A 22391-nucleotide genomic window follows, 5' to 3' on the forward strand; every position below is an offset into this window, starting at 1 on the left:
ACAGGCTCAACGCACCCGCATCAAGCCTGTCAGCGCCATGGATGCCGGTACCAGCACCGGTGGCCAGTCGTCCTGCATGATGTTCTCCAGCAGCAATCCCTCCGCGGCGATACTGGCGGCATATAGATTTCCGACACGCCGTTCCGGACAGGGGCCGCCGGTCAATCCTGCGATGAAGTCGGCGATGCCTTCCTGGTCACCGCTCATATCGGTTTGTAGCCAGTCATCCAGCCATTCCTTGGGATGGTGGGTCATTGCGGGCAACTCTCTCCCATCTGTGGGAAGGCGGTGTTGATGCGACCATCATCAAAAACTGCGAAGCGGATCACAAATCGTTCGCCGCCCGGTCCCGTACAATAGGATGAATCCGGAGTGGCTGGTGCCGAACAGCCCAACTTCCCCCATGGCTTGCCGGGTCCATGGCTGTTATTGACAGCGTAGAGGATGGAACGGGTTACCTGCGCGACCGAGCAGTTATCGGGATAAAAGGTGGAGTTCTTGGATCGTCCATTCTCGAAGATCACACGGGCACTGTAGAGGCCGTTCGGCTGGGTGGGCTGCGGCTGCATTTCCTTAATGGGAGCCGTATCGATCAAGGTGCGTGAATGCATACCGACGACGTCGCCATTCTTTTTGATCTCACCGCACAGGACATGGCGCAGGTTGAGCGGCGGGTCGGTTTGGCTCCAGCCAAATCCCTCATCAGTGCAGGATGGCTCTGTCGTCGCCCCTGCTGCTGCTGCCAGGGTCAGGGTTACCGTCATAACTGCCAATCGGATTGCCCACACCGCCATCATCAAACCCTATAAAGTTGTCGAAGCTTTCTCTATGGGGCAAACATATCACCGAAGTTGGCTGGCAGGAGAGGGATGATGAAGCGGGAACGCTTGGTCCGCATGGCATTGGCCGCAATGATCGGCCTGATCATGGCGGCGGTCATTGCCTGGATGACCATCCGCCACGACCAGCGCCAATTGGCTGGTGTCGCCACCAGCGTGGCGCCGGCCAGCATTGGCGGACCCTTCACCCTGACCAGTCATGATGGCCGTATTGTTTCTGACGGTGACTTTCAGGGCAGATATCGTCTGGTGTTCTTTGGGTATACATTCTGCCCCGACATCTGCCCGACCGAACTTCAGACCATCGCACAGGCAATGGATCTGATGGGAGCCGCAGGGGCCGATGTGCAACCGCTTTTCATAACCATCGACCCGGCACGGGATACCGCACCGGTACTTGCCGACTATGTTCCGCTTTTTCACCCGACCATTATCGGTTTGACGGGCACGCCGGACCAGATCGCCGCCGTGGCGAAGGAGTATCGTGTCTATTTTGCCCGGTCTCAGGGCGAACCGGATGAAACCCAGTACCTGATGGATCATTCCACCTTCGCCTATCTGATGGCACCGGATGGGTCCTTCGTCACTGTCTTTGCGAAGGGGACAACGCCCGAGCAGATGGTGGAAGCCATCGCGGCTCATCGCGCCAGGGGGACCTGATCGCCGCTTTTGTGTAACGCGATCACGACCATTACCCACTTTTGCAGCGGCAAAACCGCCCAATCTTGGACAAAAGGCATGATGCGCTGCGGCATCGGACCTATGCGCGGTGTGTAAATCTTTGATTTTCAGATACTTAACTGTGGGTGTCATACCCTTGACAGTATCGGGGGCTAACCGTATGGTGCGGCCGCTTTCGCACGGTATCCACCTTCAGGCGGAAGGGAGTCTGCTTCATGTCTGATGAGCGCACGCCCCCATCGCTGGAAGAACTGGATGCCCGCCTGCGTGAGGCCCGCCGGGTTGCCGGCATGGACCCGCCAGTCGCCCCCAACGGGCAGCCGGCTGGGGGCGTGTCAAATGGTGACATGGCGCTGGGGCTGCGCGTCGGGGTGGAACTGGTTGCCGGAGTGCTGTTCGGGCTTGCGCTCGGTTATGGCATCGACTGGTGGCTGGGGACCAAGCCTTGGGGGATCATCGTGATGGTCTTCGTAGGGGCGATCGCTGGGTTTATGAATGTGTATCGCCTGACCTCCGGGCAGGGATATGCGGCAGGGTTCGACAAGTCCCAAAGACGGGACGGTGGGGAGTAGGGCATCGTGGCTGGTCCTTTGGAGCAATTCGAGATCAAGCGCCTGGTCAACCTGCCGGTTGGCAACCTTGATCTGTCCTTCACCAACTCCTCGCTGTGGATGGTGATCGCCGTTGTGGCCTCTACCGCCCTGCTGGTCTATGGCATGCGTGGCCGCGCCCTGGTGCCGGGCCGTCTGCAGTCGATCGCCGAGTTGCTGTATGAGTTCGTGGCGGAAATGGTTCGGGACAATGCCGGCCCTCAGGCTCGCAAGTTCTTCCCGTTCATCTTCACGCTGTTCATTTTTGTGCTTTTTGGCAACGTCCTGGGCCTGATCCCTGGGTCCTTCACATTCACCAGCCATATCATCGTCACCTTTGCGATGGCGCTGTTTGTGTTCGTGGTGGTGACCATCGTTGCCTTCGTGAAGCACGGTCTGCACTTCTTTCATTTCTTCCTGCCGCATGGTACGCCGATCTGGCTGGCGCCGCTGATCGTTCCGATTGAACTGATCTCCTACTTCGTGCGCCCCATCAGCCTGTCCATTCGTCTGTTCGCCAACATGCTGGCCGGTCACACCATGATGAAGGTCTTCGCGGGCTTCACGGTGTCGATGGTTGCCGCTGGGGGCGGGATGGCTGCGGTCGGTCTGCTGCCGGTTCTCCTGAATGTCGCGTTGTTCGCCCTGGAGTTCCTGGTCGCCGGCATTCAGGCCTACATCTTCGCGCTGCTGAGCTGCGTGTACCTGCGTGACGCGCTGGAGATGCACTAACGCATTTCCAACGTCCAACCCGTCTTTCTTCAAGAGACACTTCCAACCTAGAGGAACTTCAAAATGGAAGCTGAAGCCGCAAAGTTCATCGGTGCCGGTCTCGCCATGCTCGCCCTGCTGGGCGTTGGTATCGGCCTGGGCAACCTGTTCTCCGGTCTGTATCAGGCTGTTTCCCGTAACCCGGCCGCTCTGGACTCCTACAAGACCTTCGTGTTCATCGGCTTCGCGCTGACCGAAGCGACGGGTCTGTTCGCGCTGGTTATCGCCTTCCTGATCCTGTTCGCCTGATCCGCGAACAGTTTTTTAGAACCGGCACCTGCGGGTGCCGGGGCTTCAGCGCCGGGATCGCCGCCGCTGCCGGGTATCAGATCCGACAGCGGCGGTCGCTCTATGGGCCCCTTGGCCCTGCCATGAGCTTTTCCTTCAGGCGCTGACGGGAATTTGGCGTGACTGTCCGGATGACCGGCCGGTCAGCAGTGAATGGGTGCTTCTATGCCTGTCGAACGCTTTTCGCGCCTGTGCGCCGGCGCCGTGACGGCGCTGACCACAGCCATCGTCTTCGCGGCGCCTGCCTTGGCCGCCGCTGAGGGCGAGCATGCCAAGAAGGGCCTGCCGCAGCTTAATCCGGATAGCTTTGCCTCCCAGATCTTCTGGTGGGCACTGACGTTCGGCCTGCTGTTCTGGCTGATGTCCAAGGTGGCGCTGCCGCGCGTCGCCGAGGTGTTGGAAGCCCGCCAGGAAAAGATCTCTAACGATCTGGAGAAGGCATCGGCTCTCAAGGCTGAGGCTGAGGGCGTCATGCAGGCCTATGAAAAGGCGCTGGCAGAAGCCCGCAGCAACGCGCAGAGGGAAATCGCCGCCAGTGTGGCCGCTTCCGATGCCGATGCTGCACGCCGTAACACGGAACTCGGTACGAACCTGACAGCAAAGGCACGTGACGCGGAAGCGCGAATCGAGGCCGCTAAGCAGGAAGCCCTGGCAAACCTCAGCAGCGTTGCTGCCGAGGCCGCCCTGGCCGCAACAGAGCGCCTGTCGGGGGCCGTGCTATCGGCCGATGCGGCAACGGCTGCGGTTGAATCCGTGCTGAAGGAGCGTGCGTGATGTTTGAAAGCAGCACTTTCTGGTACGCCGTTGCGTTTGTAATCTTCATCGTTGGCGTTTCTCGTCTTGCTGGTAAAGGCATTCTCGGTAGTCTGGATGCCCGCAGCAAGCGCATCGCGGATGAGCTGGAGCAGGCCCAGAAGCTGCGTGAAGATGCCCAGGCGGCCCTGGCGCAGTTCCAGCGTAAGCAGCGTGATGCACTGAAGGAAGCCGAAGCCATTGTGGCGCAGGCCCGTGAGGAAGCATCCCGTATTCGCGCCCAGGCAGCAGCCGATCTTGACGCCAGTTTGAAGCGTCGTGAACAGCAGGCCGTCGACAAGATTGCGCAGGCAGAAGCGTTGGCTTTACAGCAGGTTCGTGATCTGGCCGTCGAAATCGCTGTCCAGGCTACGGAAAAGCTGTTGGTTCAGAATGTCGATGAAGCCCGCAACAGTGTGCTCGTCGATGCCGCCATCAGCGAATTGCCGACTAAGCTGCACTGAGCCGCTGTCCGTCGCAATAAGACGTGTATGGTATGAAAAAGCCCGCCGGAAGGCGGGCTTTTTGTTGCTTGGGTGCTGGCGGCAGCGTTCAGGCCGCTTTGGTTCCGCCGACTGTCAGCCCGTCGATACGCAGGGTTGGTTGACCAACCCCGACGGGCACACCCTGGCCCGATTTGCCGCAGACGCCGATTCCTGGGTCCATCGAGCTGTCATTGCCGATCATCGTGACCTTGGTCAGCGAGTCGGGACCGTTCCCGATCAGGGTGGCGCCTTTTACGGCCGGGCCCAGCCTCCCATCTTCGATCAAATAGGCCTCCGACGCCGAGAACACGAACTTTCCGGAGACAATATCGACCTGACCACCGGAAAAATTGGCAGCAAAAATACCGCGCTTAACCGAGGCGATGATTTCGTCGGGTGTCTTGTCGCCGCCGCGCATGACCGTGTTGGTCATCCGTGGCATCGGCATATGGGCATAGCCCTGTCGGCGACCATTGCCGGTGGGCTTTACGCCCATCAGTCGGGCATTCAGCCGATCCTGCATATAGCCTTTCAGAATCCCGTCCTCGATCAGCACCGTACACTGGCTGGGCGTGCCTTCATCATCAACGCTGATGGAACCGCGCCGTCCCTCGATGGTGCCGTCATCGACCACAGTCACGCCAGGGGCGGCGACCCGCTGGCCCAGAAGGCCCGAGAAGGCGGAAGTCTGCTTACGGTTGAAGTCGCCTTCCAGCCCATGTCCGATGGCTTCGTGCAGAAGGATGCCGCACCAGCCCGGCCCCAGAACCACCGGCATTTCGCCGGCCGGCGCCTCGATGGACCCGAGATTGATCAAAGCACCGCGTAGCGCCTCGTCCACAAAACCCTGCCAGACCGCCGGGTCCAGAAACTGTTGATAGGTGCGGCGACCGCCAGCCCCATGGCTGCCCGACTCCATCCGGTCCCCCTCCGCCACCACCACGGAGACATTCAGGCGAACCAGGGGCCGGATATCGGCAACACGGCTACCGTCGCCACGAATTATTTGCACGGCCTGCCACTCGCCCGTCAGAGAAGCGGAAACCTGGCGCACGCGAGGATCCTTGGAACGGGCATAGCCATCGATCTGTTCCAGCAGTTTCACCTTCGCCTCGAACGGCACCAGCACCAGGGGATTGTCGCTGGCATAAAGCAGGCGGTTGGTGCCGATGGGCGCCTCGGACATCATTCCACCATGGCCGGCATGGACAGCGCGCACCGTATCGCCGGCGCGACGGATCGCATCCTCTGTCAGCACAGAGGCATGTGCATATCCGGTCGCCTCCCCGGACACGGCCCGCAAGCCGAATCCCTGGCTGGTATCAAAGGACGCACTTTTCAGTTTGCCGTCGTCCCAGGCGAAACTTTCACTCTGTGCATATTCCAGGAACAACTCGCCATCGTCCGCGCCGTGCAGGGCGCTTCCCACCAGGGAGCCTGTGCGAGCCAGATCGAGGCCGGCCTGGTTGAAGAAAATCTCGTCAGTCTGGGTCAGAAGCGACATGGAGCAAGGCTTTCTGGGCAGTCGGATTGCAACTGGTGTCACAATGGCGATCCGAAATGCCCGGGGCAAGGGCCTCGCGGTCAGGAAGATGATCGCCATGCGCCATATCAATTGGCGCCGGCCTGCGACGCAATGACCATCGGCCTTGCAGAGCGCGGATATCGGACGATCTTGCCGTTCAAGGGTGCTTGCCTGTATGGTCTGCGACGATATGTGCGCACCGTTCTGGCAGCGCATGTGTTGTTCGTGAGCCCCACGCGCGTGTAGTGTCCCGCCGAAACGGTTTGATCTGTTCCGGGTCTGCATCACGCCGCGACTTTCCCGCCCACCGCCATTGGCGGGTGGTGGAGGGGATGGGCGGGCGGTCCGGCTGGCTCAAGCGGGGGGATAACCCCCGGCAACGACGAGAGTGGTAAGGGATGTCTGTTAGCAAGATCGGCGCCGCTGTGACGGCCCTGTTTGTCAGCGCGATGGTCGGGGGCTCGGCCTTGGCGCAGGAGGCGGCAAAGGCTGTCGGTGCGCCGCAGCCTAAGCAATTGGGCTTCCAGGAAGCGGCTTCGCCCGTGATGGAGCGGCTGCATGATTTCCACAACATCCTGCTGTGGACGATCATTGCCATTGCCGTGTTCGTCACGCTGCTGCTGCTCTATGTGATGATCCGCTTCAATAAGAAGGCGAACCCGGTGCCGTCGACCACGACGCACCACACCTGGCTGGAAGTGGCCTGGACCGGTATTCCCGTGATCATCCTGTTGCTGATCGCAATCCCGTCCTTCCGCGTCCTCTATTATATGGACAAGGCTCCGAATCCGGAGCTGACGGTCAAGATCACGGGCCATCAGTGGTACTGGAGCTTTGAGTATCCCGACCATGAGGGCCTCGCCTTCGAGTCGCGGATGATCCCCGAGAACGAAATCAAGCCGGGCCAGTTGCGTTTGCTGGAAGTTGACAACCGTATCATCGTGCCGGTTGGTGTTGATGTGCGGGTGCTGGTTACGGGGGCTGATGTCATTCACGCCTTCGCCATTCCGGCCTTGGGTGTGAAGAAGGATGCGATGCCGGGTCGTCTCAACGAGACCTGGTTCAATGTCACCCGTGAGGGTGTCTATTACGGGCAATGCTCTGAAATCTGCGGCACCGGTCATGGCTATATGCCGATTGCCGTTGAGGCCGTGTCGAAGGAGCGTTTCCAGGAATGGCTGGGCCAGCAGAAGCAGGCCTTCAACAGCAATGGCTCCGCACCGCGTCAGGTCGCCGAAGCGGCCGCGCAGTAACGGTTCGGAAGAGAGGGTAATACCATGGGTGCTGTCACCGGGGCGCACGCCCACGATCACCACGATCACAAGCCTGGTTTTGTGAAGCGTTGGTTGTTCTCGACGAACCACAAGGACATTGGCACGCTTTATCTTTATTTCTCGGTGCTGGCAGGTCTCATCGGTGGCCTGTTCTCCGTGATCATGCGCCTTGAGCTGCAGGACCCGGGCATCCAGTACATGATGGCATTCGGCGCCGACGCCGGCCAGCAGTGGAACGTGTTCATCACGGCCCACGGTTTGATCATGGTGTTTTTTGTCGTCATGCCCGCCCTGATCGGCGGTTTTGGTAACTGGTTTGTGCCGCTGATGGTCGGCGCGCCAGACATGGCGTTCCCGCGTCTGAACAATATCAGCTTCTGGCTGATCGTTCCGGCCTTCCTGTTGCTGCTGGGTTCGGCGTTTGTCGGGCCGGGTGCGGGAACGGGCTGGACCATCTATCCGCCTCTGTCCGGTTCGGAATACGGACATAGCGGGCCGTCGGTCGATATGGCGATCTTCGCTCTGCATCTGGCCGGCGCTTCGTCGATCCTGGGTGCGGTGAATTTCATCACCACCATCTTCAACATGCGCGCCCCTGGCATGACGCTGCACAAGATGCCGCTCTTTGTCTGGTCAATGTTGGTGACGGCTTTCCTGCTGCTGCTGGCGGTGCCCGTGCTGGGTGGTGCCATCACCATGCTGCTGACCGACCGTAATTTTGGCACGGACTTCTTCAATCCGGCCGGCGGCGGTGACCCGGTGCTGTTCCAGCATCTGTTCTGGTTCTTCGGTCATCCTGAAGTGTACATCATGATCCTGCCGGCCTTCGGCATCGTCTCCCACATCATCTCCACCTTCTCCAAGAAGCCGGTGTTCGGTTATCTGGGTATGGCCTATGCCATGGTGGCCATTGGTGTGGTCGGCTTCATCGTGTGGGCCCATCATATGTTCACAGTCGGCCTGTCGGTCGATACCCGCGCCTATTTCACCGCCGCCACGATGATCATCGCTGTCCCCACGGGCGTGAAGATCTTCTCCTGGATCGCCACCATGTGGGGCGGCTCCATCGAGTTCAAGGTCCCGATGGTCTGGGCCATCGGCTTCATCTTCTTGTTCACCATTGGTGGCGTGACGGGCGTGGTGCTGGCCAATGCCGGCATGGATATCGCCATGCACGACACTTATTATGTGGTGGCACATTTCCACTATGTGCTGTCGCTGGGTGCCGTGTTTGCCATCTTCGCCGGTTATTATTACTGGGTCGGTAAGATGTCGGGTCGCATGCATCCGGAATGGGCAGGCCACCTGCACTTCTGGACGACCTTTGTCGGCGTCAACATGATCTTCTTCCCGCAGCACTTCCTGGGTCTGTCTGGTATGGCGCGGCGCATGCCCGACTATCCGGATGCCATGCATTTCTGGAACATGATCTCCTCCTACGGCGCCTACATCGCCTTTGGTTCGACGATCTTCTTCTGTGTCATGGCCATCTACACCCAGCTGTTCGGTCGTAAGGCCGAGGGTGATTATTGGCAGACCGGTGGTACGACACTGGAATGGACCTTGTCCTCTCCGCCGCCGTTCCACCAGTTCGAGACCTTGCCGAAGATCAAGTAAGAAGCAGGGGTCTATTGTTGACCCTTACCTCTGCGACAATCCGCGTGGCGGGCAACCGCCGCGCGGTTTTGTCAGATACTTCCCAGTTCAGTTCCTGTTCCAAGCGTGTGAAGAGACTATCATCATGACCGACAGTGTGGTCGCCCCCGAGATCATGGACAGTCAGGCGTCGAGCGGCACCGTACGCGACTATGTTGCGTTGCTGAAACCGCGCGTCATGTCACTGGTTGTATTTTCCGGCGTCGCGGGCATGGTGGTGGCTCCCGGTCATCTTCACCCGGTGCTGGCTCTGGTCGCTGTGCTATGTATCGCCTTGGCGTCCGGTGCAGCCGGTGCGATCAACATGTGGTATGACCGCGATATCGACGCGATGATGGACCGCACGGCGCGTCGGCCGATACCGCAGGGACTCATTCCGGCTGAAGAGGCGCTGGCGTTTGGTGTGATCCTTACCATCGTTTCTGTAACCCTGATGGGCTTGGCTTTGAATTGGGTTGCTGCGGGCCTTTTGGCCCTCGCATCCGGTTTCTACATTTTCATTTATACAATGTGGCTGAAGCGTCGGACCCCGCAGAATATTGTGATCGGCGGCGCCGCCGGGGCATTTCCCCCGATGATCGGCTGGGCTGCTGTGACCGGGGACGTGTCCGTCGCCTCCATCGTGTTGTTCGCGCTGATCTTCTTCTGGACCCCACCGCATTTCTGGGCGTTGGCTATCTTCCGTAAGCTGGATTACCAGCATGCCGGTGTGCCGATGCTTCCCGTTGTTGCTGGGGAGGCTGAAACCAAGAAGCAGATGCTGATCTACACGCTGATCCTGATGCCGTTGGCGATCAGCCCGTATTTTCTGGGTATTGGCGGGCTGACCTATCTGGTCGGGTCCACGATCCTGGGCTTGGCCTTTGTTGCGCTGGCTGTACAGGTTCTGCGCAGCTCTGATCATAAGCCGGCCAAGCGCATGTTTGCCTTTTCCATCCTTTATCTGTTCCTGCTGCTCGCGATCCTGATCGGCGAACATCTGGCGGTGTGAGAAACGGAGGGAATGTAGTGTCAGACCAGCCCAATACCGGTCCCGTCCGTAAGCATGGCGCGGACACAGATGTTCATCGCCGCCAACGGGGCAAGAATCTAGCGATGCTTGCGGCGCTGCTTGCCTTCATTGTCATCATTTACGTGGTGGCGATGGTGCGCATGGGGGGAGGTGGTGCATCATGAGCATGGACCTGAACCGTCAGGCCGACAGCCCCGCTGAGGTCGGCCAGCGTAATGTTCGAACCGCAATGAAACTCGGCGCTGTTGTCGCCGGGATGATTGGCCTGTCCTTTGCGTCCGTTCCCCTTTACGACCTTTTCTGCCGCGTTACGGGTTTCGGCGGCACGACCATGGTGTCAGAAAAGGCCCCGGAAAAGGCATTGGAGCGTGTGATTACCGTCCGCTTCAATGGCGACGTGAACAGTTCCATCAATTGGGATTTTCGGCCTGATACCACTGCCGTCAACGTGCATGTGGGCGAGGCGATGACGATGTCCTATCGAGCCCAGAATCTGGAAAATCACGCTGTTGTCGGTACCGCGACCTACAATGTGACGCCGGAGAAGGCAGGGAAATACTTCAATAAGATTCAGTGCTTCTGCTTTACCGAGCAGAAACTGGAGCCGGGGCAGTCCATCGACATGCCGGTCAACTTTTATGTCGATCCGGCAATTGCCGATGATCCGGGAATGGCTGATGTGAAAACGATCACCCTTTCCTATACTTTCTTCCGCGCGGATGATCAGAGTGCGGCGCTGTCGACCCCGGGGAAGGGGGCCGCAGTCGCACCGCTGGACGGCGCGATGGGGAAAGATTACCAAGGGTTGGCCCCTGGTTTGGTGTCAGAGCCGACCGCTGGTGCTGTCCCCGGGAACAGGTCTTAGAACCTGGTCTCATAAGTCACGTATGATCCAAAGTTCCTTGGTTTGAGGGAAAAGAGAGATGGCTGACGTCAACGCCCATATCGGTGGCGGCAATACCGGGGATGGCATTCCGCAGCCCTACCACCTGGTCAATCCGAGCCCCTGGCCGCTGCTGAGTTCCTTTGCTGCTGGCCTGCTGGCCACGGGTCTGGTGATGCAGTTCCATGGCCATGGCTGGTACCTGCTGGCCGCCGGTCTTTTGGCCGTGCTGGGCTGCATGTTTGGCTGGTGGCGCGATATCGTGAAGGAATCGGTCGTTGAAAAGGCCCATTCCCCCGTCGTGAAGATCGGCCTGCGCTATGGCATGTCGCTGTTCATCGCTTCGGAAGTGATGTTCTTCGCGGCCTTCTTCTGGGCTTTTTTTGACGCCTCCATTTTCTATGACGAGGCGATCCAGTATGCCCGCGTTGAGGCCAATGGCGGGGTGTGGCCGCCGAAGGGGACGATCCCCTTCAACCCGTTTGACCTGCCGTTCCTGATGACGGTCATCCTGCTGCTGTCCGGCACCACCGTGACCTGGGCGCACCATGCGATGGTCGAGGGCAAGATGCAGGAAGCCGCCCGGGCCCTGGGCATCACCGTTCTGCTGGGTCTCGTGTTCTCTGGCTTCCAGGTCTATGAGTATAGCCACGCCGCTTTCGGCTTCGGCGCCAATGTCTATTCGTCGGCCTTTTACATGGCGACCGGCTTCCACGGTTTCCATGTGGCGATCGGTACGATCTTCCTGGCGGTCTGTTATTTCCGTACCAAGAAGGGCCACTTCACCGCCGAAAGCCATTTCGGTTTTGAGGCTGCCGCTTGGTATTGGCACTTCGTGGACGTGGTCTGGCTGTTCCTGTTCATCTCCATCTATTGGTGGGGTGCCGGCGGGGCCTGGATCGCCCACTGATCCGGAGCGGGTTTGTTCCCGTGACGGAGATGCCATCCTCCCTGCTCAGCGTGGGTTTGCGGTGTCGCTGCCCACGCTGCGGTCAGGGTGCCCTCTTCAAGGGCTTCATGCGGGTCGTCGATCGCTGTCCGGACTGTGGCCTTGATGTGGCCGCCGCCGACAGTGGGGACGGCCCGGCTGTTTTTCTGATCTTCATCCTGGGCTTCACATTGGTTCCCGCCGCCCTGATCTTCGCCTTGAAGGTCGACTGGCCGCTCTGGGTCCTTCTGCTGCTCTGGGGACCGATCATCATTGGCGCCACCCTGGGCCTCATGCGCCCGGCTAAGGCGCTGACCATTGCCGCCCAGTACCGATACCGCCGGGATCAGTTCGGTGGTGAAGACGAGGGCGGGGAAGGCTGAACCCATGCCTGCCACCACCCGCCGTCAGTTCCGACCACGTCTGATCCCCTCCATCGCCGCCTTGCTGGCGCTGGTGATCCTGCTGGGCCTTGGGACCTGGCAGTTGGAGCGGCTTGCGTGGAAAACCGATCTGATCAGCCGCGTGGAAGCGGGTTTGGCTGCCGACCCGGTGGACCTGCCGGCCAGCATCAACAGTCCTGCTGACTGGGACTATGTCCGTGTGCGGGTGACGGGGCGGCTTCTGCACGACAATGAGACCTATATCGGTCCGCGCCTTTATCCCCGCCCTGATGGGCGTCAGGAGCAGGGCGTGCATGTCCTGACCCCGCTGCTGCGTGATGACGGGGCTGGTATTGTCCTGATTGACCGGGGCTGGGTCCCGCTGGACAAGCGTGACCCCGCCAGCCGGCCCGAGGGGCAGGTGGGGGGCAGCGTCACCATCAGCGCCATCGCCCGTGTGCCGCAGGATCGGGCTTTCATGCAGCCCGATAATGACCCTGCCACCCGCACCTTCTTCTGGCTGGATATGAAGGCGCTGGCCGCCATTGCGGGGGCTGACCGGTTGGCGCCCCTGGTCCTGCAAGCCGATGCCACAGCCAACCCTGGCGGGCTGCCCATTGGGGGGCGCACCATCGTCGTCCTGAAGAATGACCATCTCTCCTACGCGCTGACCTGGTACGGGCTGGCCCTGACCCTGATCGGTGTATTCGTGACCGCCAGTTTTCGCCGCCGGGAAGAACCATGACCCTGTCCGCGTACGCCGCCCTGGAAAAGCATTTTGCCCGCCGCGCCGGGTTGCAGGGCGCCTTGGGTATCTTGAACTGGGATAGCCGGACCATGATGCCGGCGGCGGCAACGCCGGCCCGTGCCGATCAGGTGGCGGCCCTGGAAGGCGCGATCCATGGCGCGCTGCTGGACCCCAGCGTCGCCGACTGGCTCGACCGCGCCGAATCCGATGCATCCGATCTCGATGATTGGCAGCGTGCAAACTTGGCAGAGATGCGACGCGAACATCTGCTGGCCACCGCTGTGCCGGCCGATCTGGTGGAAGCCAACGCCCGGGATGCCGCCCGCTGTGAGATGGTCTGGCGCACGGCGAAGGCGGAAAATGATTTCGCCCTGCTGCTGCCGCACCTGCAAAAGGTGTTGAACCATCAGCGGGAGATTGCGGCGGCCAACGCCGCCGTACTCAATTGCGGTCTCTATGACGCGCTGCATGAACTGTATGAACCGGGCAGCCGCGCGGCCGACTACGGCCCCGTTTTCGACGATTACGCCGCCTTCCTGCCGGGCTTTCTGGCTGAGGTGGAGGTGGTACAGGCGGGTGAGCCAAAAGCTGACCCATTTGAAGGCCCGTTCCCCGTCGAGGCGCAGCGCGCGCTGGTGCAGAAACTGGCCGGTATCCTGGGTTTCCAGGGGCGGGTAGATCAGTCGCTACACGCGTTTTGCGGTGGTGCCACGGGCGATGTGCGTATCACCACCCGCCTTGACCCCGACAACTTCTTCAAGTCGCTGAAATCCGGCCTGCATGAGGCGGGCCACGCGCTGTATGAGATGGGCCGTCCCGCCGCCTGGGCATCACAGCCCGTGGGGCAGGCGCGCGGCCTGGGTGTGCATGAAAGCCAGAGCCTGACCTTCGACATGCAGGTGGGACGGCATCCGCGCTTCCTGGCATGGCTGGCCCCGCAACTGGCGGAAGCCTTTGACCGCGAAGGCGATGCCTGGTCGGCCGAGAACTTGCGCCGGCGTTTCCGCCGCGTGGACCGCACCTTCATCCGCGTCGATGCCGATGAAGTCACTTACCCCGCCCATGTCATCCTGCGCTGGCGTCTGGAACAGGCGCTGATCGAGGGGCGGATGGAACTGGTGGACCTGCCCGAGGCCTGGAACCAGGGCATGCGCGACCTGCTGGGCATCACACCGCCCGATCTGGCCCAGGGTTGTTTGCAGGATATCCATTGGCCCAGCGGGGCCTGGGGCTATTTCCCCACCTATACGCTGGGCGCGATGATGGCGGCCCAGTTGTTCCAGGCGGCATCTGCCGCCATCCCGGACTTGGCCGACCAAATCGGACGCGGGGATTTCCGCGATTTGGTGGCGTGGCTGGGCGACAATGTCCATCGCTGGGGCCGGTACCTGTCAGCCCGCGACATCCTGATCCGCGCCACGGGCAAGCCGCTGGACGCCGGCATCTTTAAGGCGCATCTGCGGGCGCGGTACCTGTAGAGTTGGTGTCAGTTTAGCGAATGCAACTTCGGCGACGACTGCCGCCGGGCCGGCGCTTGAGGAAAACGAACGGGCAGGCGGCGTCACTTCCCCCGTTTCACCTCGTTCGCCATCTTGTCCAGTTCCTGGAGGAACTTGCTCTTATCCGCTTTGGTCATGGGGGCGTTGCCGCCCTGAACCACGCCCATGTCGCGCAGATCCTGCATCAGGGCGCGGGATGCCAGGGCGGAACCGATATTGGCGGCGGTGAACGGGCGACCATTATTGCCCAGCACCTTGGCGCCTTTGTCCAGGCAGCGCTTGGCCAGTTGGATATCCGCGGTTACCACGATATCGCCAGTCCCGCACTGTTCCGCAATCCAGTTATCCGCGGCATCGAACCCGTCAGAGACGACGACCAGCCGCACCAGCCCGCCGGGCGGGACGCGCAGCGGTCCGTTGGCCACCAGATGTACTTGCATGCCATAGCGTTCGGCGACGCGGAACGTCTCCTCCTTCACGGGGCAGGCATCGGCATCGACATAGATTTCCAGCATCGGCAGGTTCCTCGGGGCTTGGCCCCCTGTATAGCAGAGCATGTTCCCTTGCCAAGCGGGCCGGCGTCGGTCACAAACCGGCATCCCCCTTTCATGGCGGCACACTTGGACCAGCAAACCGATCCCCCCCCCTTTGCCTGTCAGGAATGTGGGGCTTGTTGCGCCTACGCCGCTGACTGGCCGCGGTTTTCGCTGGAGGAGGATGCCGACATTGCCCGCATCCCTGAGGCGATGATCGCACCTGATGGGTCGGGCATGCGCTGGACCGGGGAACGCTGTGCGGCCCTGTCGGGCACGGTGGGGGAGCATGTGGCCTGTACCATCTATGCCGACCGTCCCATCGTCTGTCATGATTGCGTGGCGGGGGACGAGGCCTGTCTAATGGCGCGCGAACGGCACGGAATGTCGATCACCCTGCCATGAAACCGTAACGCATCCGCCCTATGGTCCGTAGCAGACCGAAAGAACGGATGCCGATATGCGCCTTTTTGCCCTGCTGGTCCCCCTCCTTATGACATCGATACCCGCTGCGGCCATTGACCTGCAATCCCATCGCGGCGGCCGTGCCCTGTGGCCGGAGAACACGCTACCGGCCTTTGAGCGGTCGCTGGACCTGGGGGTCGATACGCTGGAACTGGATACGGGCGTCACCAAGGATGGTGTCCTGATCATCGCCCATGATCGGCATATCGATGCCAATTTGACCCGCCGCAAGGGGCAATGGGTGGAGGGGGTGCAGCCGACCTGGCACAGCCTGACCCTGGCGGAGGTGCAGACCCTGGATGTCGGGCGCATCCGGCCCGACACACCCTATGCCAAGCGCTTCGCCCGGCAGATGCCGATGGATGGCACAAGCGTGCCCACCTTGGCCGCCCTGTTCGATCTGGTGAAGAAGCGCGGCAATAACAATATTCGTTTTAATATCGAAACGAAGATCGACCCGACCAATCCCGGTGATAGTGTCGATCCCGAAACGTTTGCCACGCTGCTGGTCGGGCAGGTGCGCGAGGCGGGCCTGGCCGACCGAGTGACCATCCAGAGCTTCGATTGGCGGACCCTTCAAGTGGTGCGGCGCATCGCACCGGAGATCGCCACCGCCTATCTGACCATTATCGACCCGGAGGAAAGCAACGTTTCCATGACGGGCGAAAGCAAGTGGACGGCCGGCTTTGATCCCGGTCGCCATGGCGGCAGCCTACCGGCGGCGATCAAGGCGGCGGGTGGAAGCATCTGGTCACCCTATCACCTGAACCTGACGCCTGAATTGGTGAAGGAAGCCCACGGTCTGGGCCTGAAGGTCATTCCCTGGACCGTCAATGATGCCGCCGACATGAAGCGGCTGATCGGTTGGGGCGTTGATGGGTTGATCACCGACGACCCGGTGACAGGAAGGCAGGTGTTGGGGCGGTGATGCCCCTCGCTTACACCGCGTCGCCCAGCCAGCGGGAGGCCACCGGCTCCAGATCGCCCCGCCAACGGGCGATCTCTTCGGCGACCTGTTCCAGGGCGCGCTGGTCGCGGTAGCGCTTGCGGGCGCGGTTATTGTCACCCTTGGCCTGCATGGCGGCCAGCCGCGCCGATACGCGCGGATCGCCGATAATCACCTGACGCCAGCGGTCCAAGCGGATTTCAGCGGTGCAGTCGACAATGGACTGGGTGCCGGGGCGACGGCCCAGCTTGATGGAGGCGGGCGCCAGACGGGCGGCCACCGACAGGGACACGTCGTCGGGCATGCCAGGGAACACAGCCTTCACCGCCTGGGCGATGCTATCCTTCAGGTCGGCGCCCCGCTGTTTGTCATCGCGCGCCACACGCTTGGCGGACACTTCCATGCGCCGGCGGCTATGGGCCATGACCTGCGCGGCCACTTCCTGTGCATCGGCATTCAGCCATAGGACCGGACCGCCGGCCAGAAGATTGGCCACCGGGGCGGGCAGGGCCGGGTGGATGCCATCGGTTACCAAGACCAGCCGCAGCTTGATCAGTGATTTCAGGGCGCGTTCGCGGCCCGCATCGGCGCCCAGGAACTCGGCCTGTGACACGGGCGCCGATTTCAGCAAGCTGTCGAGTGCTTCGAGATCCGCACCGGTCCAGCGGCGACCCAGCAGCAGCCGTTCGGCCCGGTCGCGCAAAAGCGCGCGGCCGGCATCACGCGGATGGGCGGGCGCCACCTCGATCAGCTTCCACACCGTATCGACCAGCCGGGCCACAGCCCAGCCAGCATGGATATCGACGGGCCGGTCAGTGACGAAGGCACCGCTTGGCAGGTTCCAGACATCGCTGACACGGATCAGGCCGCTTCCGTCCAAAAACGCCTCCCCGCCGGGGGAGCGGTTGATCACCGGCCAACTGGCGACCAGTCCGGCCAACCCTTCCGGCATGCCGGAAGGGCGGTCCCATTCACCAAGGCGGGTCAAACCCAGATCGGTTGTCACCTCAATACCGCCCTTCGATGGCGGCGATAAACCGGTCGAACAGATAGTGGCTGTCCTCCGGACCCGGACTGGCCTCGGGGTGGTACTGCACGGAGAAGACGGGACGTCCCGACAGACGGATACCTTCGTTGGTGCCGTCGAACAGGGAGACGTGGGTGACCTCCACCTCGTCCGGCAGGCTTTCGCGCAGAACGACGAAGCCGTGATTCTGGCTGGTGATCTCCACCACGCCCGAGGCGATATCCTTTACCGGATGGTTGGCGCCGCGATGGCCCTTGTCCATCTTGACGGTGCGCCCGCCCAGCGCCAGGGCCAGCATCTGGTGGCCCAGGCAGATACCGAACACGGCCTTGCCGCTATCCACCAGCCGCGCGATGGTCGGCACGGCATAGGCACCTGTGGCCGCCGGGTCGCCTGGGCCGTTGGACAGGAAGATGCCGTCAGGATTGAGCGCCAGGATTTCTTCGGCCGTCGTGGTGGCCGGCACGACCGTGACCTTACAGCCCGAGGCCGCCAGGCAGCGCAGAATGTTGCGCTTGGCGCCGAAATCCATGGCGACGACATGGTATTTGGGATCGGTCTGCTTGCCGTAGCCATCCTTCAGCGACCAGATCGTCTCATCCCAGCTGTAGGTCTGGCGGGTCGTGACGTCCTTGGCCAGATCCATGCCTTCCAGGCCGGGCCATTCCTTGGCGGTCTTCACCAGGGCGTCGATGTCAAACACGCCATCGGGCGAATGGGCGATCACGCCGTTGGGTGCGCCATTGTCACGGATGCGGCGGGTCAGGCGACGGGTGTCGATGCCCGACAGGCCGACCAGATTATGGCTTTTCAGCCAGGCATCCAGATGCTGGTTGGCACGCCAGTTGGCGGGTTCGGTGATGTCCGCCTTGATGATCAGACCGCGCGCCACCGGCGTCACCGTCTCGATATCTTCGGCGTTGGTGCCGACATTCCCGATATGGGGGAAGGTGAAGGTGATGATCTGACCGGCATAGGACGGGTCGGTCAGGATTTCCTGATAGCCCGTCAGGGAGGTGTTGAAGCACACTTCACCCACACTGTGGCCCGCGGCGCCCACACCGCGTCCCCAGAAGACCGACCCATCGGCCAGGACGAGAACGCCCGTGGCTCCCTTGGGAGCGGGCGCGCGGGTGGGGGAACCCATCGGCGGGGTGTCGGTCATTCTCGGGCACCTTTATCTGCGAGATCGGCGCCGAAGCGCCGGTGAAAAGGCCGTGCCTTCCCGCCCGAAAGGCGGGGCGGCCTGCCCGCAGTCGCGTCGCGGCGCCGATCATCCGCCGGGTGATCCCGCCGGGCGAAGGGCCGCGCCGATGCCGCGCGCCGGCCAGGGCCGGTACGGTTCTGAAGCTGAATTAGCCATTCAGGGGCGCGGGGTCAACCAACGTGGGCGCGGCCCTGCCACGCGCCATGATTGGGTGTCGCGACGGGGAGGTCGTTGAGGTGCTGCCACAGTCGATCCCGCCTCCCAGCCGGCATGCCGCATCATTCCTATTCGCTGGCGTCCGTTGGACTGTTTGGATAATGTTGCCGGCTGTTTCATCTGACCCCCGGAGTTCCCCAATGTTGCGCCAGACGCTGAACGAAGCCTTGAAGGATGCGATGCGTGCGAAGAACAGCCGCGCCGTCGCGACCGTTCGGCTGATTATGGCTGCATTGAAGGACCGCGATATCGCGGCGCGCACCAGTGGCAACCAGGATGGCATCGACGATGCCGCCATTCTGTCGATGCTGCAGACCATGGTGAAACAGCGCCGTGAAAGCATCATCATGTACGAACAGGGTGGCCGCACCGAACTGGCCCAGCAGGAACGGGAAGAGATCGATGTGATCGAGGCCTTCCTGCCCAAGCAGTTGAATGACGACGACACCCGCGAAGCCATTGCCGCCCTGATTGCCGAACTTGGCGCCACTGACGTGAAGGATATGGGCAAGGTGATGGCCGAGTTGCGCGGTCGCTTCGCAGGCCAGATGGACTTCACCAAGGCCAGCGCCCTGGTGCGTGAGAAGTTGGCCAACTGAGCCGATGACCGGCATCCACCGGCTGCTGCCGGGTGACGAGGGCCGGCTGGATGCCTATCTGGCCCGCTACCCGGCGACGTCGATGTTCCTACGCTCCAACCTGCGGCGCGCTGGCCTGGCGGATCGGCCAGAACGGTTCCATGCGCGCTATGCGGCGCTGGTGGACGGGGATGACGCCGTGCAGGGTGTGGTCTCTCACGCCTGGAACGGCAATCTGCTGATCCAGGCGGAACCCGACCTTGCCGTGGCAATTGCACGGTTCCATCTGGCGGCGGGTGACCGGGCCGTGGCCGGCCTGATCGGCCCCTTACCGGCGGTGCGAGCCGTACAGGCCCTGTTCCCGGACCGGCCCCTTCTGAAGGATGGGGCTGAGGATCTGTTCGACCTGTCCCTTTCCGATCTGAAGGTTCCGGCGGCACTGGTCGATGGCCGCCTGTCCTGGCGGCGTGCTGTGGCGGGGGATGTTCCGCTGCTGTCGTCCTGGCGCGTGGGCTATTGCGTTGAAACGCTGGGCGAAGCGGATGGTGAGGGGCTGCGTGCCCGTGCCGCCGCCGATGTCGGCGCCTGGGTCGCGGCCGGCGAAGTGTTTGTCGTCGCCGGTGCCGACGGCGTGCCGCTATCCATGGCCACCCACAATGCCCGCATCCCCGACACGGTGCAGATCGGTGGTGTGTGGACGCCCGTATCGCTGCGCGGTCGCGGACTGGCGCGGGCCGCCGTGGCCGGGGCCTTGCTGGCGGCCCAGGATGACGGGGTGGCCACGGCGGTTCTGTTCACGGGAAAACAGAACGATCCGGCGCGCCGGGCCTATCTGTCGCTGGGTTTCCGTGTCATCGGCGATTACGGGATCGTCCTGCTGGGATAGGGCACTTTGAGGATGGACAAGTGCTAAATGAGGCCTGTTTCGTCCATCCCGTCAATCCGACCACCCGTTTGGCCATGCGGCCATTCAGGGGGAAGGGGTATAGGGTCGATGAAACTCGAACCAGTTCGCTGTTATCCACAGGCTGTGAATCACGGGGCAACCTGGGGATGGATGTCGGCGTGCATGGTATTTTGGCTATAGGCTGGGCTATGCTCCCCGGCTGACTAGCGCCCGAAGCCTTTGAGATATCAGCCCCGATGGCCTTGCCACCGCAGTTCCTGGAAGAGTTGCGTTCCCGCCTTTCCGTATCGGAAGTGGTGATGAAACGCATGCGCCTTCAGCGCGCTGGCCGCGAGTTCAAAGCCCCGTGCCCCTTCCATAATGAGAAGACGCCCAGCTTCTACGTCAACGACCAGAAGAACTTCTTTCATTGCTTCGGCTGCGGCGCCCATGGTGACCAGATCGGGTTTGTCATGCGCCATGACAACCTGTCCTTCATGGAAGCCGTGGAGCATCTGGCGGGTGAAGCGGGCTTGCAAGTGCCGCAGGCCAGCCCCCAGGAACGCCAGCAATATGAGCGGCAGAAGTCGCTCTATGATCTCGTTGAGCGCGCCACAAAATACTATGAGCGCGAGCTGTTCAGCCCCAGCGGGCGCAATGCGCTGGATTATCTGCGTCGGCGCGGCCTGGATGATGAGGGGATCGCCCGCTTCCGCCTCGGCTATGCCCCGCAGGAGGGCGGGCCGCTGCGCGCACTGCTGCTGGAGGCGGGGTACAGCGAGGCCGACATGGTGGAGGTCGGCCTGTTCAAGCGGGCGGAGCCGGGTCGTCCCCTCCGCAATTTTTTCTGGAACCGGGTCATGTTCCCCGTCACCGACCGGCGGGGACAGGTAGTGGCGTTTGGCGGGCGCATTCTGGAGGGCGATGGGCCCAAATATATCAATTCCGCCGAGAACCCCCTGTTCCACAAGGGCAACCTGCTGTACGGCATGTCGCGCGCTCGGCAGGCGGCCGCCGATGGCCAGCGTCTGATCGTCACTGAAGGCTATATGGACGTGATCTCCTGCGTTCAGGCCGGATTCGCGGGAGCGGTGGCACCGTTGGGCACGGCCATGACGGAGACCCAGATCCAGGTGCTGTGGAAACTAGCACCCGAGGGGCAGCGCAACCCCATCCTGTGCTTTGATGGCGACAATGCCGGAAGGCGGGCGGCACAGCGGGCCGTAGACCGGGTACTGCCCATCCTGGTGCCTGACGCCACTGTCCGCATCGCCTTCATGCCCGACAAGGAGGACCCCGATAGCCTGATCCGAACGGGCGGGCCGGATGCCTTCAGCACCATCCTGGACCGCGCCCTGTCGCTGGAGGATTTCATCTGGGAGATGGTGCGCCAGGGTGAGGACCCGAAGACGGCCGATGGCCGCCTGCGGATCGAGACCGGCATCAACCAGATGATGGAGAAGGTCGCCGATAAATCGGTGCAGTACAGCTACCGCTCTGTTCTGCGTGAAAAACTGCGCGCTGCCATCCGGGCCGGTGGGGGCGGGTTTAGCGGGGCAGGGGGAGATCGGGGCGGAGCACGTTCGCGCCGCCTTCAGCCTGGTGACATTCCGGTCAGTCCCAAATGGGACAGCCGTTTCAGCGGGGTCCGCACGTCCGGCACCTTGCGCACGGACCCGCGCCGGCGGGAACGCTATCTGCTGCTGGCCATCGTGCATCATCCCGAACTTTTTCAGGATGTGGGAGAGACGCTGGCGGGTGCGGAATTCGCTGATGACGAGATGGACGCGCTGCGCCAAGCGATTGTCGCATGCCTGACGGCCGAATCAGCACTTGACGCCGAGGCTCTGAGACGCCACCTGTCTGGTCGTGGTTTTTCCGAGACGCTGGACAGTCTGCTGAGTGCGGACATGCCGAAATTCGCGCAACCAGGAGCGTCGTTCGAAACCGCAAAGAGTGGCTGGCAGGAGGTTTGGCTGAGTTCCGAGGATGGGTTGCTTCAACGCGAGCTGCGCGATGCCGAACGACGGTTTGCCGAGACATTCAGCGAGGATGATCTGGCAAGATTACGCGCACTGCAACGAGAGCTGCTGATTCTCCGGGGCCACGCCGACGGCCTGATGGAAAGGGACGGGTGATGGACGGGCGGCCGATCAATCGGGCGTCGTGCGACGCTGTT

At 62.0% G+C, this 22391-nt stretch carries 25 protein-coding genes; 19 read left to right on the plus strand and 6 right to left on the minus strand.

All coding sequences use genetic code 11. The annotated features are described in order from the left end of the window. Positions 1-6: 6 nt before the first annotated feature. Positions 7-255, minus strand: a complete 249-nt coding sequence (locus tag CHU95_RS17390; protein WP_094457594.1) for a hypothetical protein — start codon at positions 253-255, stop codon at positions 7-9. After that, positions 252-764, minus strand: a complete 513-nt coding sequence (locus tag CHU95_RS17395) for an EndoU domain-containing protein (protein WP_245838408.1) — start codon at positions 762-764, stop codon at positions 252-254. Before CHU95_RS17395 ends, CHU95_RS17390 begins: the two co-directional genes overlap by 4 nt. 105 nt (positions 765-869) lie before the next feature. Here CHU95_RS17395 and CHU95_RS17400 point away from each other — a divergent pair, with 105 nt between their 5' ends. From CHU95_RS17400 to CHU95_RS17425, 6 genes are all read left to right on the plus strand, one after another. Continuing rightward, a complete protein-coding gene (locus tag CHU95_RS17400) occupies positions 870-1499 on the plus strand; it encodes an SCO family protein (protein ID WP_245838364.1) in 630 nt (209 codons plus the stop codon). Between the two features lie 236 nt (positions 1500-1735). Further along, positions 1736-2092, plus strand: a complete 357-nt coding sequence (locus CHU95_RS17405; protein WP_094457596.1) for an AtpZ/AtpI family protein — start codon at positions 1736-1738, stop codon at positions 2090-2092. 6 nt (positions 2093-2098) lie between these two features. Continuing rightward, positions 2099-2842 carry a F0F1 ATP synthase subunit A gene (locus CHU95_RS17410; RefSeq protein WP_094457597.1) on the plus strand — a complete coding sequence of 248 codons (744 nt, stop codon included), beginning with the start codon at positions 2099-2101 and terminating at the stop codon, positions 2840-2842. 63 nt (positions 2843-2905) lie between these two features. Beyond that, positions 2906-3130, plus strand: coding sequence for a F0F1 ATP synthase subunit C (locus CHU95_RS17415; RefSeq protein WP_094457598.1), 225 nt, complete (start codon positions 2906-2908; stop codon positions 3128-3130). A gap of 204 nt (positions 3131-3334) precedes the next feature. Further along, entirely contained in the window at positions 3335-3943 is a 609-nt protein-coding gene (locus CHU95_RS17420) for a F0F1 ATP synthase subunit B family protein (protein WP_165772245.1), read from the plus strand. Continuing rightward, entirely contained in the window at positions 3943-4425 is a 483-nt protein-coding gene (locus tag CHU95_RS17425) for a F0F1 ATP synthase subunit B family protein (protein WP_094457600.1), read from the plus strand. The genes CHU95_RS17420 and CHU95_RS17425 overlap by 1 nt, the downstream gene beginning before the upstream one ends. An 88-nt stretch (positions 4426-4513) precedes the next feature. On the opposite strand, the gene tldD is transcribed toward CHU95_RS17425, so the two are convergent. Further along, positions 4514-5950: a metalloprotease TldD gene (tldD, locus tag CHU95_RS17430; protein WP_094457601.1), complete on the minus strand. Its 1437-nt coding sequence runs from the start codon at positions 5948-5950 to the stop codon at positions 4514-4516. Positions 5951-6369: 419 nt separating this feature from the next. Between tldD and coxB the strand changes: the two genes are divergently transcribed. The 8 genes from coxB to CHU95_RS17470 all read left to right on the plus strand — a co-directional run bounded on the left by coxB (position 6370) and on the right by CHU95_RS17470 (position 14333). Further along, entirely contained in the window at positions 6370-7224 is an 855-nt protein-coding gene (coxB, locus tag CHU95_RS17435; protein ID WP_094457602.1) for a cytochrome c oxidase subunit II, read from the plus strand. Between the two features lie 24 nt (positions 7225-7248). Continuing rightward, complete coding sequence (gene ctaD / locus CHU95_RS17440; protein ID WP_094457603.1) at positions 7249-8862, plus strand: cytochrome c oxidase subunit I; 1614 nt, start codon at positions 7249-7251, stop codon at positions 8860-8862. Positions 8863-8986: 124 nt separating this feature from the next. Continuing rightward, positions 8987-9892, plus strand: a complete 906-nt coding sequence (gene cyoE, locus CHU95_RS17445) for a heme o synthase (RefSeq protein ID WP_094457604.1) — start codon at positions 8987-8989, stop codon at positions 9890-9892. Positions 9893-10073: 181 nt separating this feature from the next. Continuing rightward, the gene (locus CHU95_RS17450) at positions 10074-10778 is read left to right on the plus strand and encodes a cytochrome c oxidase assembly protein (RefSeq protein ID WP_245838366.1); all 705 of its coding nucleotides are present in this window, start codon (positions 10074-10076) and stop codon (positions 10776-10778) included. A gap of 58 nt (positions 10779-10836) precedes the next feature. Continuing rightward, positions 10837-11706, plus strand: coding sequence for a cytochrome c oxidase subunit 3 (locus CHU95_RS17455; RefSeq protein ID WP_094457606.1), 870 nt, complete (start codon positions 10837-10839; stop codon positions 11704-11706). A gap of 107 nt (positions 11707-11813) precedes the next feature. Then, a complete protein-coding gene (locus CHU95_RS17460; protein WP_342744752.1) occupies positions 11814-12107 on the plus strand; it encodes a DUF983 domain-containing protein in 294 nt (97 codons plus the stop codon). A 4-nt stretch (positions 12108-12111) separates the two neighbouring features. Further along, positions 12112-12852: an SURF1 family protein gene (locus tag CHU95_RS17465; protein WP_094457608.1), complete on the plus strand. Its 741-nt coding sequence runs from the start codon at positions 12112-12114 to the stop codon at positions 12850-12852. Then, on the plus strand, positions 12849-14333 hold the full coding sequence (locus CHU95_RS17470; RefSeq protein WP_207762531.1) for a carboxypeptidase M32: 1485 nt from the start codon (positions 12849-12851) through the stop codon (positions 14331-14333). Before CHU95_RS17465 ends, CHU95_RS17470 begins: the two co-directional genes overlap by 4 nt. Before the next feature lie 83 nt (positions 14334-14416). Here the strand turns inward: CHU95_RS17470 and CHU95_RS17475 are convergent, their stop codons facing one another. Then, a complete protein-coding gene (locus tag CHU95_RS17475; RefSeq protein WP_207762546.1) occupies positions 14417-14866 on the minus strand; it encodes a YaiI/YqxD family protein in 450 nt (149 codons plus the stop codon). Between the two features lie 96 nt (positions 14867-14962). On the opposite strand from CHU95_RS17475, the gene CHU95_RS17480 reads away from it, so the two are divergent. Then, entirely contained in the window at positions 14963-15292 is a 330-nt protein-coding gene (locus CHU95_RS17480) for a YkgJ family cysteine cluster protein (RefSeq protein WP_094457610.1), read from the plus strand. A gap of 88 nt (positions 15293-15380) precedes the next feature. Beyond that, positions 15381-16280 carry a glycerophosphodiester phosphodiesterase gene (locus CHU95_RS17485; RefSeq protein ID WP_207762532.1) on the plus strand — a complete coding sequence of 300 codons (900 nt, stop codon included), beginning with the start codon at positions 15381-15383 and terminating at the stop codon, positions 16278-16280. A gap of 10 nt (positions 16281-16290) precedes the next feature. Here the strand turns inward: CHU95_RS17485 and CHU95_RS17490 are convergent, their stop codons facing one another. Together CHU95_RS17490 and carA are read right to left on the minus strand one after the other, a co-directional pair. Beyond that, entirely contained in the window at positions 16291-17304 is a 1014-nt protein-coding gene (locus tag CHU95_RS17490; RefSeq protein ID WP_094457612.1) for a hypothetical protein, read from the minus strand. A gap of 1 nt (position 17305) precedes the next feature. Then, positions 17306-18472: a glutamine-hydrolyzing carbamoyl-phosphate synthase small subunit gene (gene carA, locus CHU95_RS17495; RefSeq protein ID WP_094457968.1), complete on the minus strand. Its 1167-nt coding sequence runs from the start codon at positions 18470-18472 to the stop codon at positions 17306-17308. A 416-nt stretch (positions 18473-18888) separates the two neighbouring features. On the opposite strand from carA, the gene CHU95_RS17500 reads away from it, so the two are divergent. The 3 genes from CHU95_RS17500 to dnaG all read left to right on the plus strand — a co-directional run bounded on the left by CHU95_RS17500 (position 18889) and on the right by dnaG (position 22350). Beyond that, positions 18889-19347 (plus strand): GatB/YqeY domain-containing protein, encoded by a 459-nt coding sequence (locus tag CHU95_RS17500; RefSeq protein WP_094457613.1) that lies wholly within the window; start codon positions 18889-18891, stop codon positions 19345-19347. A gap of 4 nt (positions 19348-19351) precedes the next feature. Continuing rightward, complete coding sequence (locus tag CHU95_RS17505) at positions 19352-20212, plus strand: GNAT family N-acetyltransferase (protein ID WP_094457614.1); 861 nt, start codon at positions 19352-19354, stop codon at positions 20210-20212. Between the two features lie 257 nt (positions 20213-20469). Next, positions 20470-22350, plus strand: a complete 1881-nt coding sequence (gene dnaG, locus CHU95_RS17510) for a DNA primase (RefSeq protein WP_094457615.1) — start codon at positions 20470-20472, stop codon at positions 22348-22350. Positions 22351-22391: the final 41 nt, after the last annotated feature.

This window comes from Niveispirillum lacus, from assembly GCF_002251795.1.
GTDB classification, from domain to species: Bacteria; Pseudomonadota; Alphaproteobacteria; order Azospirillales; family Azospirillaceae; genus Niveispirillum; species Niveispirillum lacus.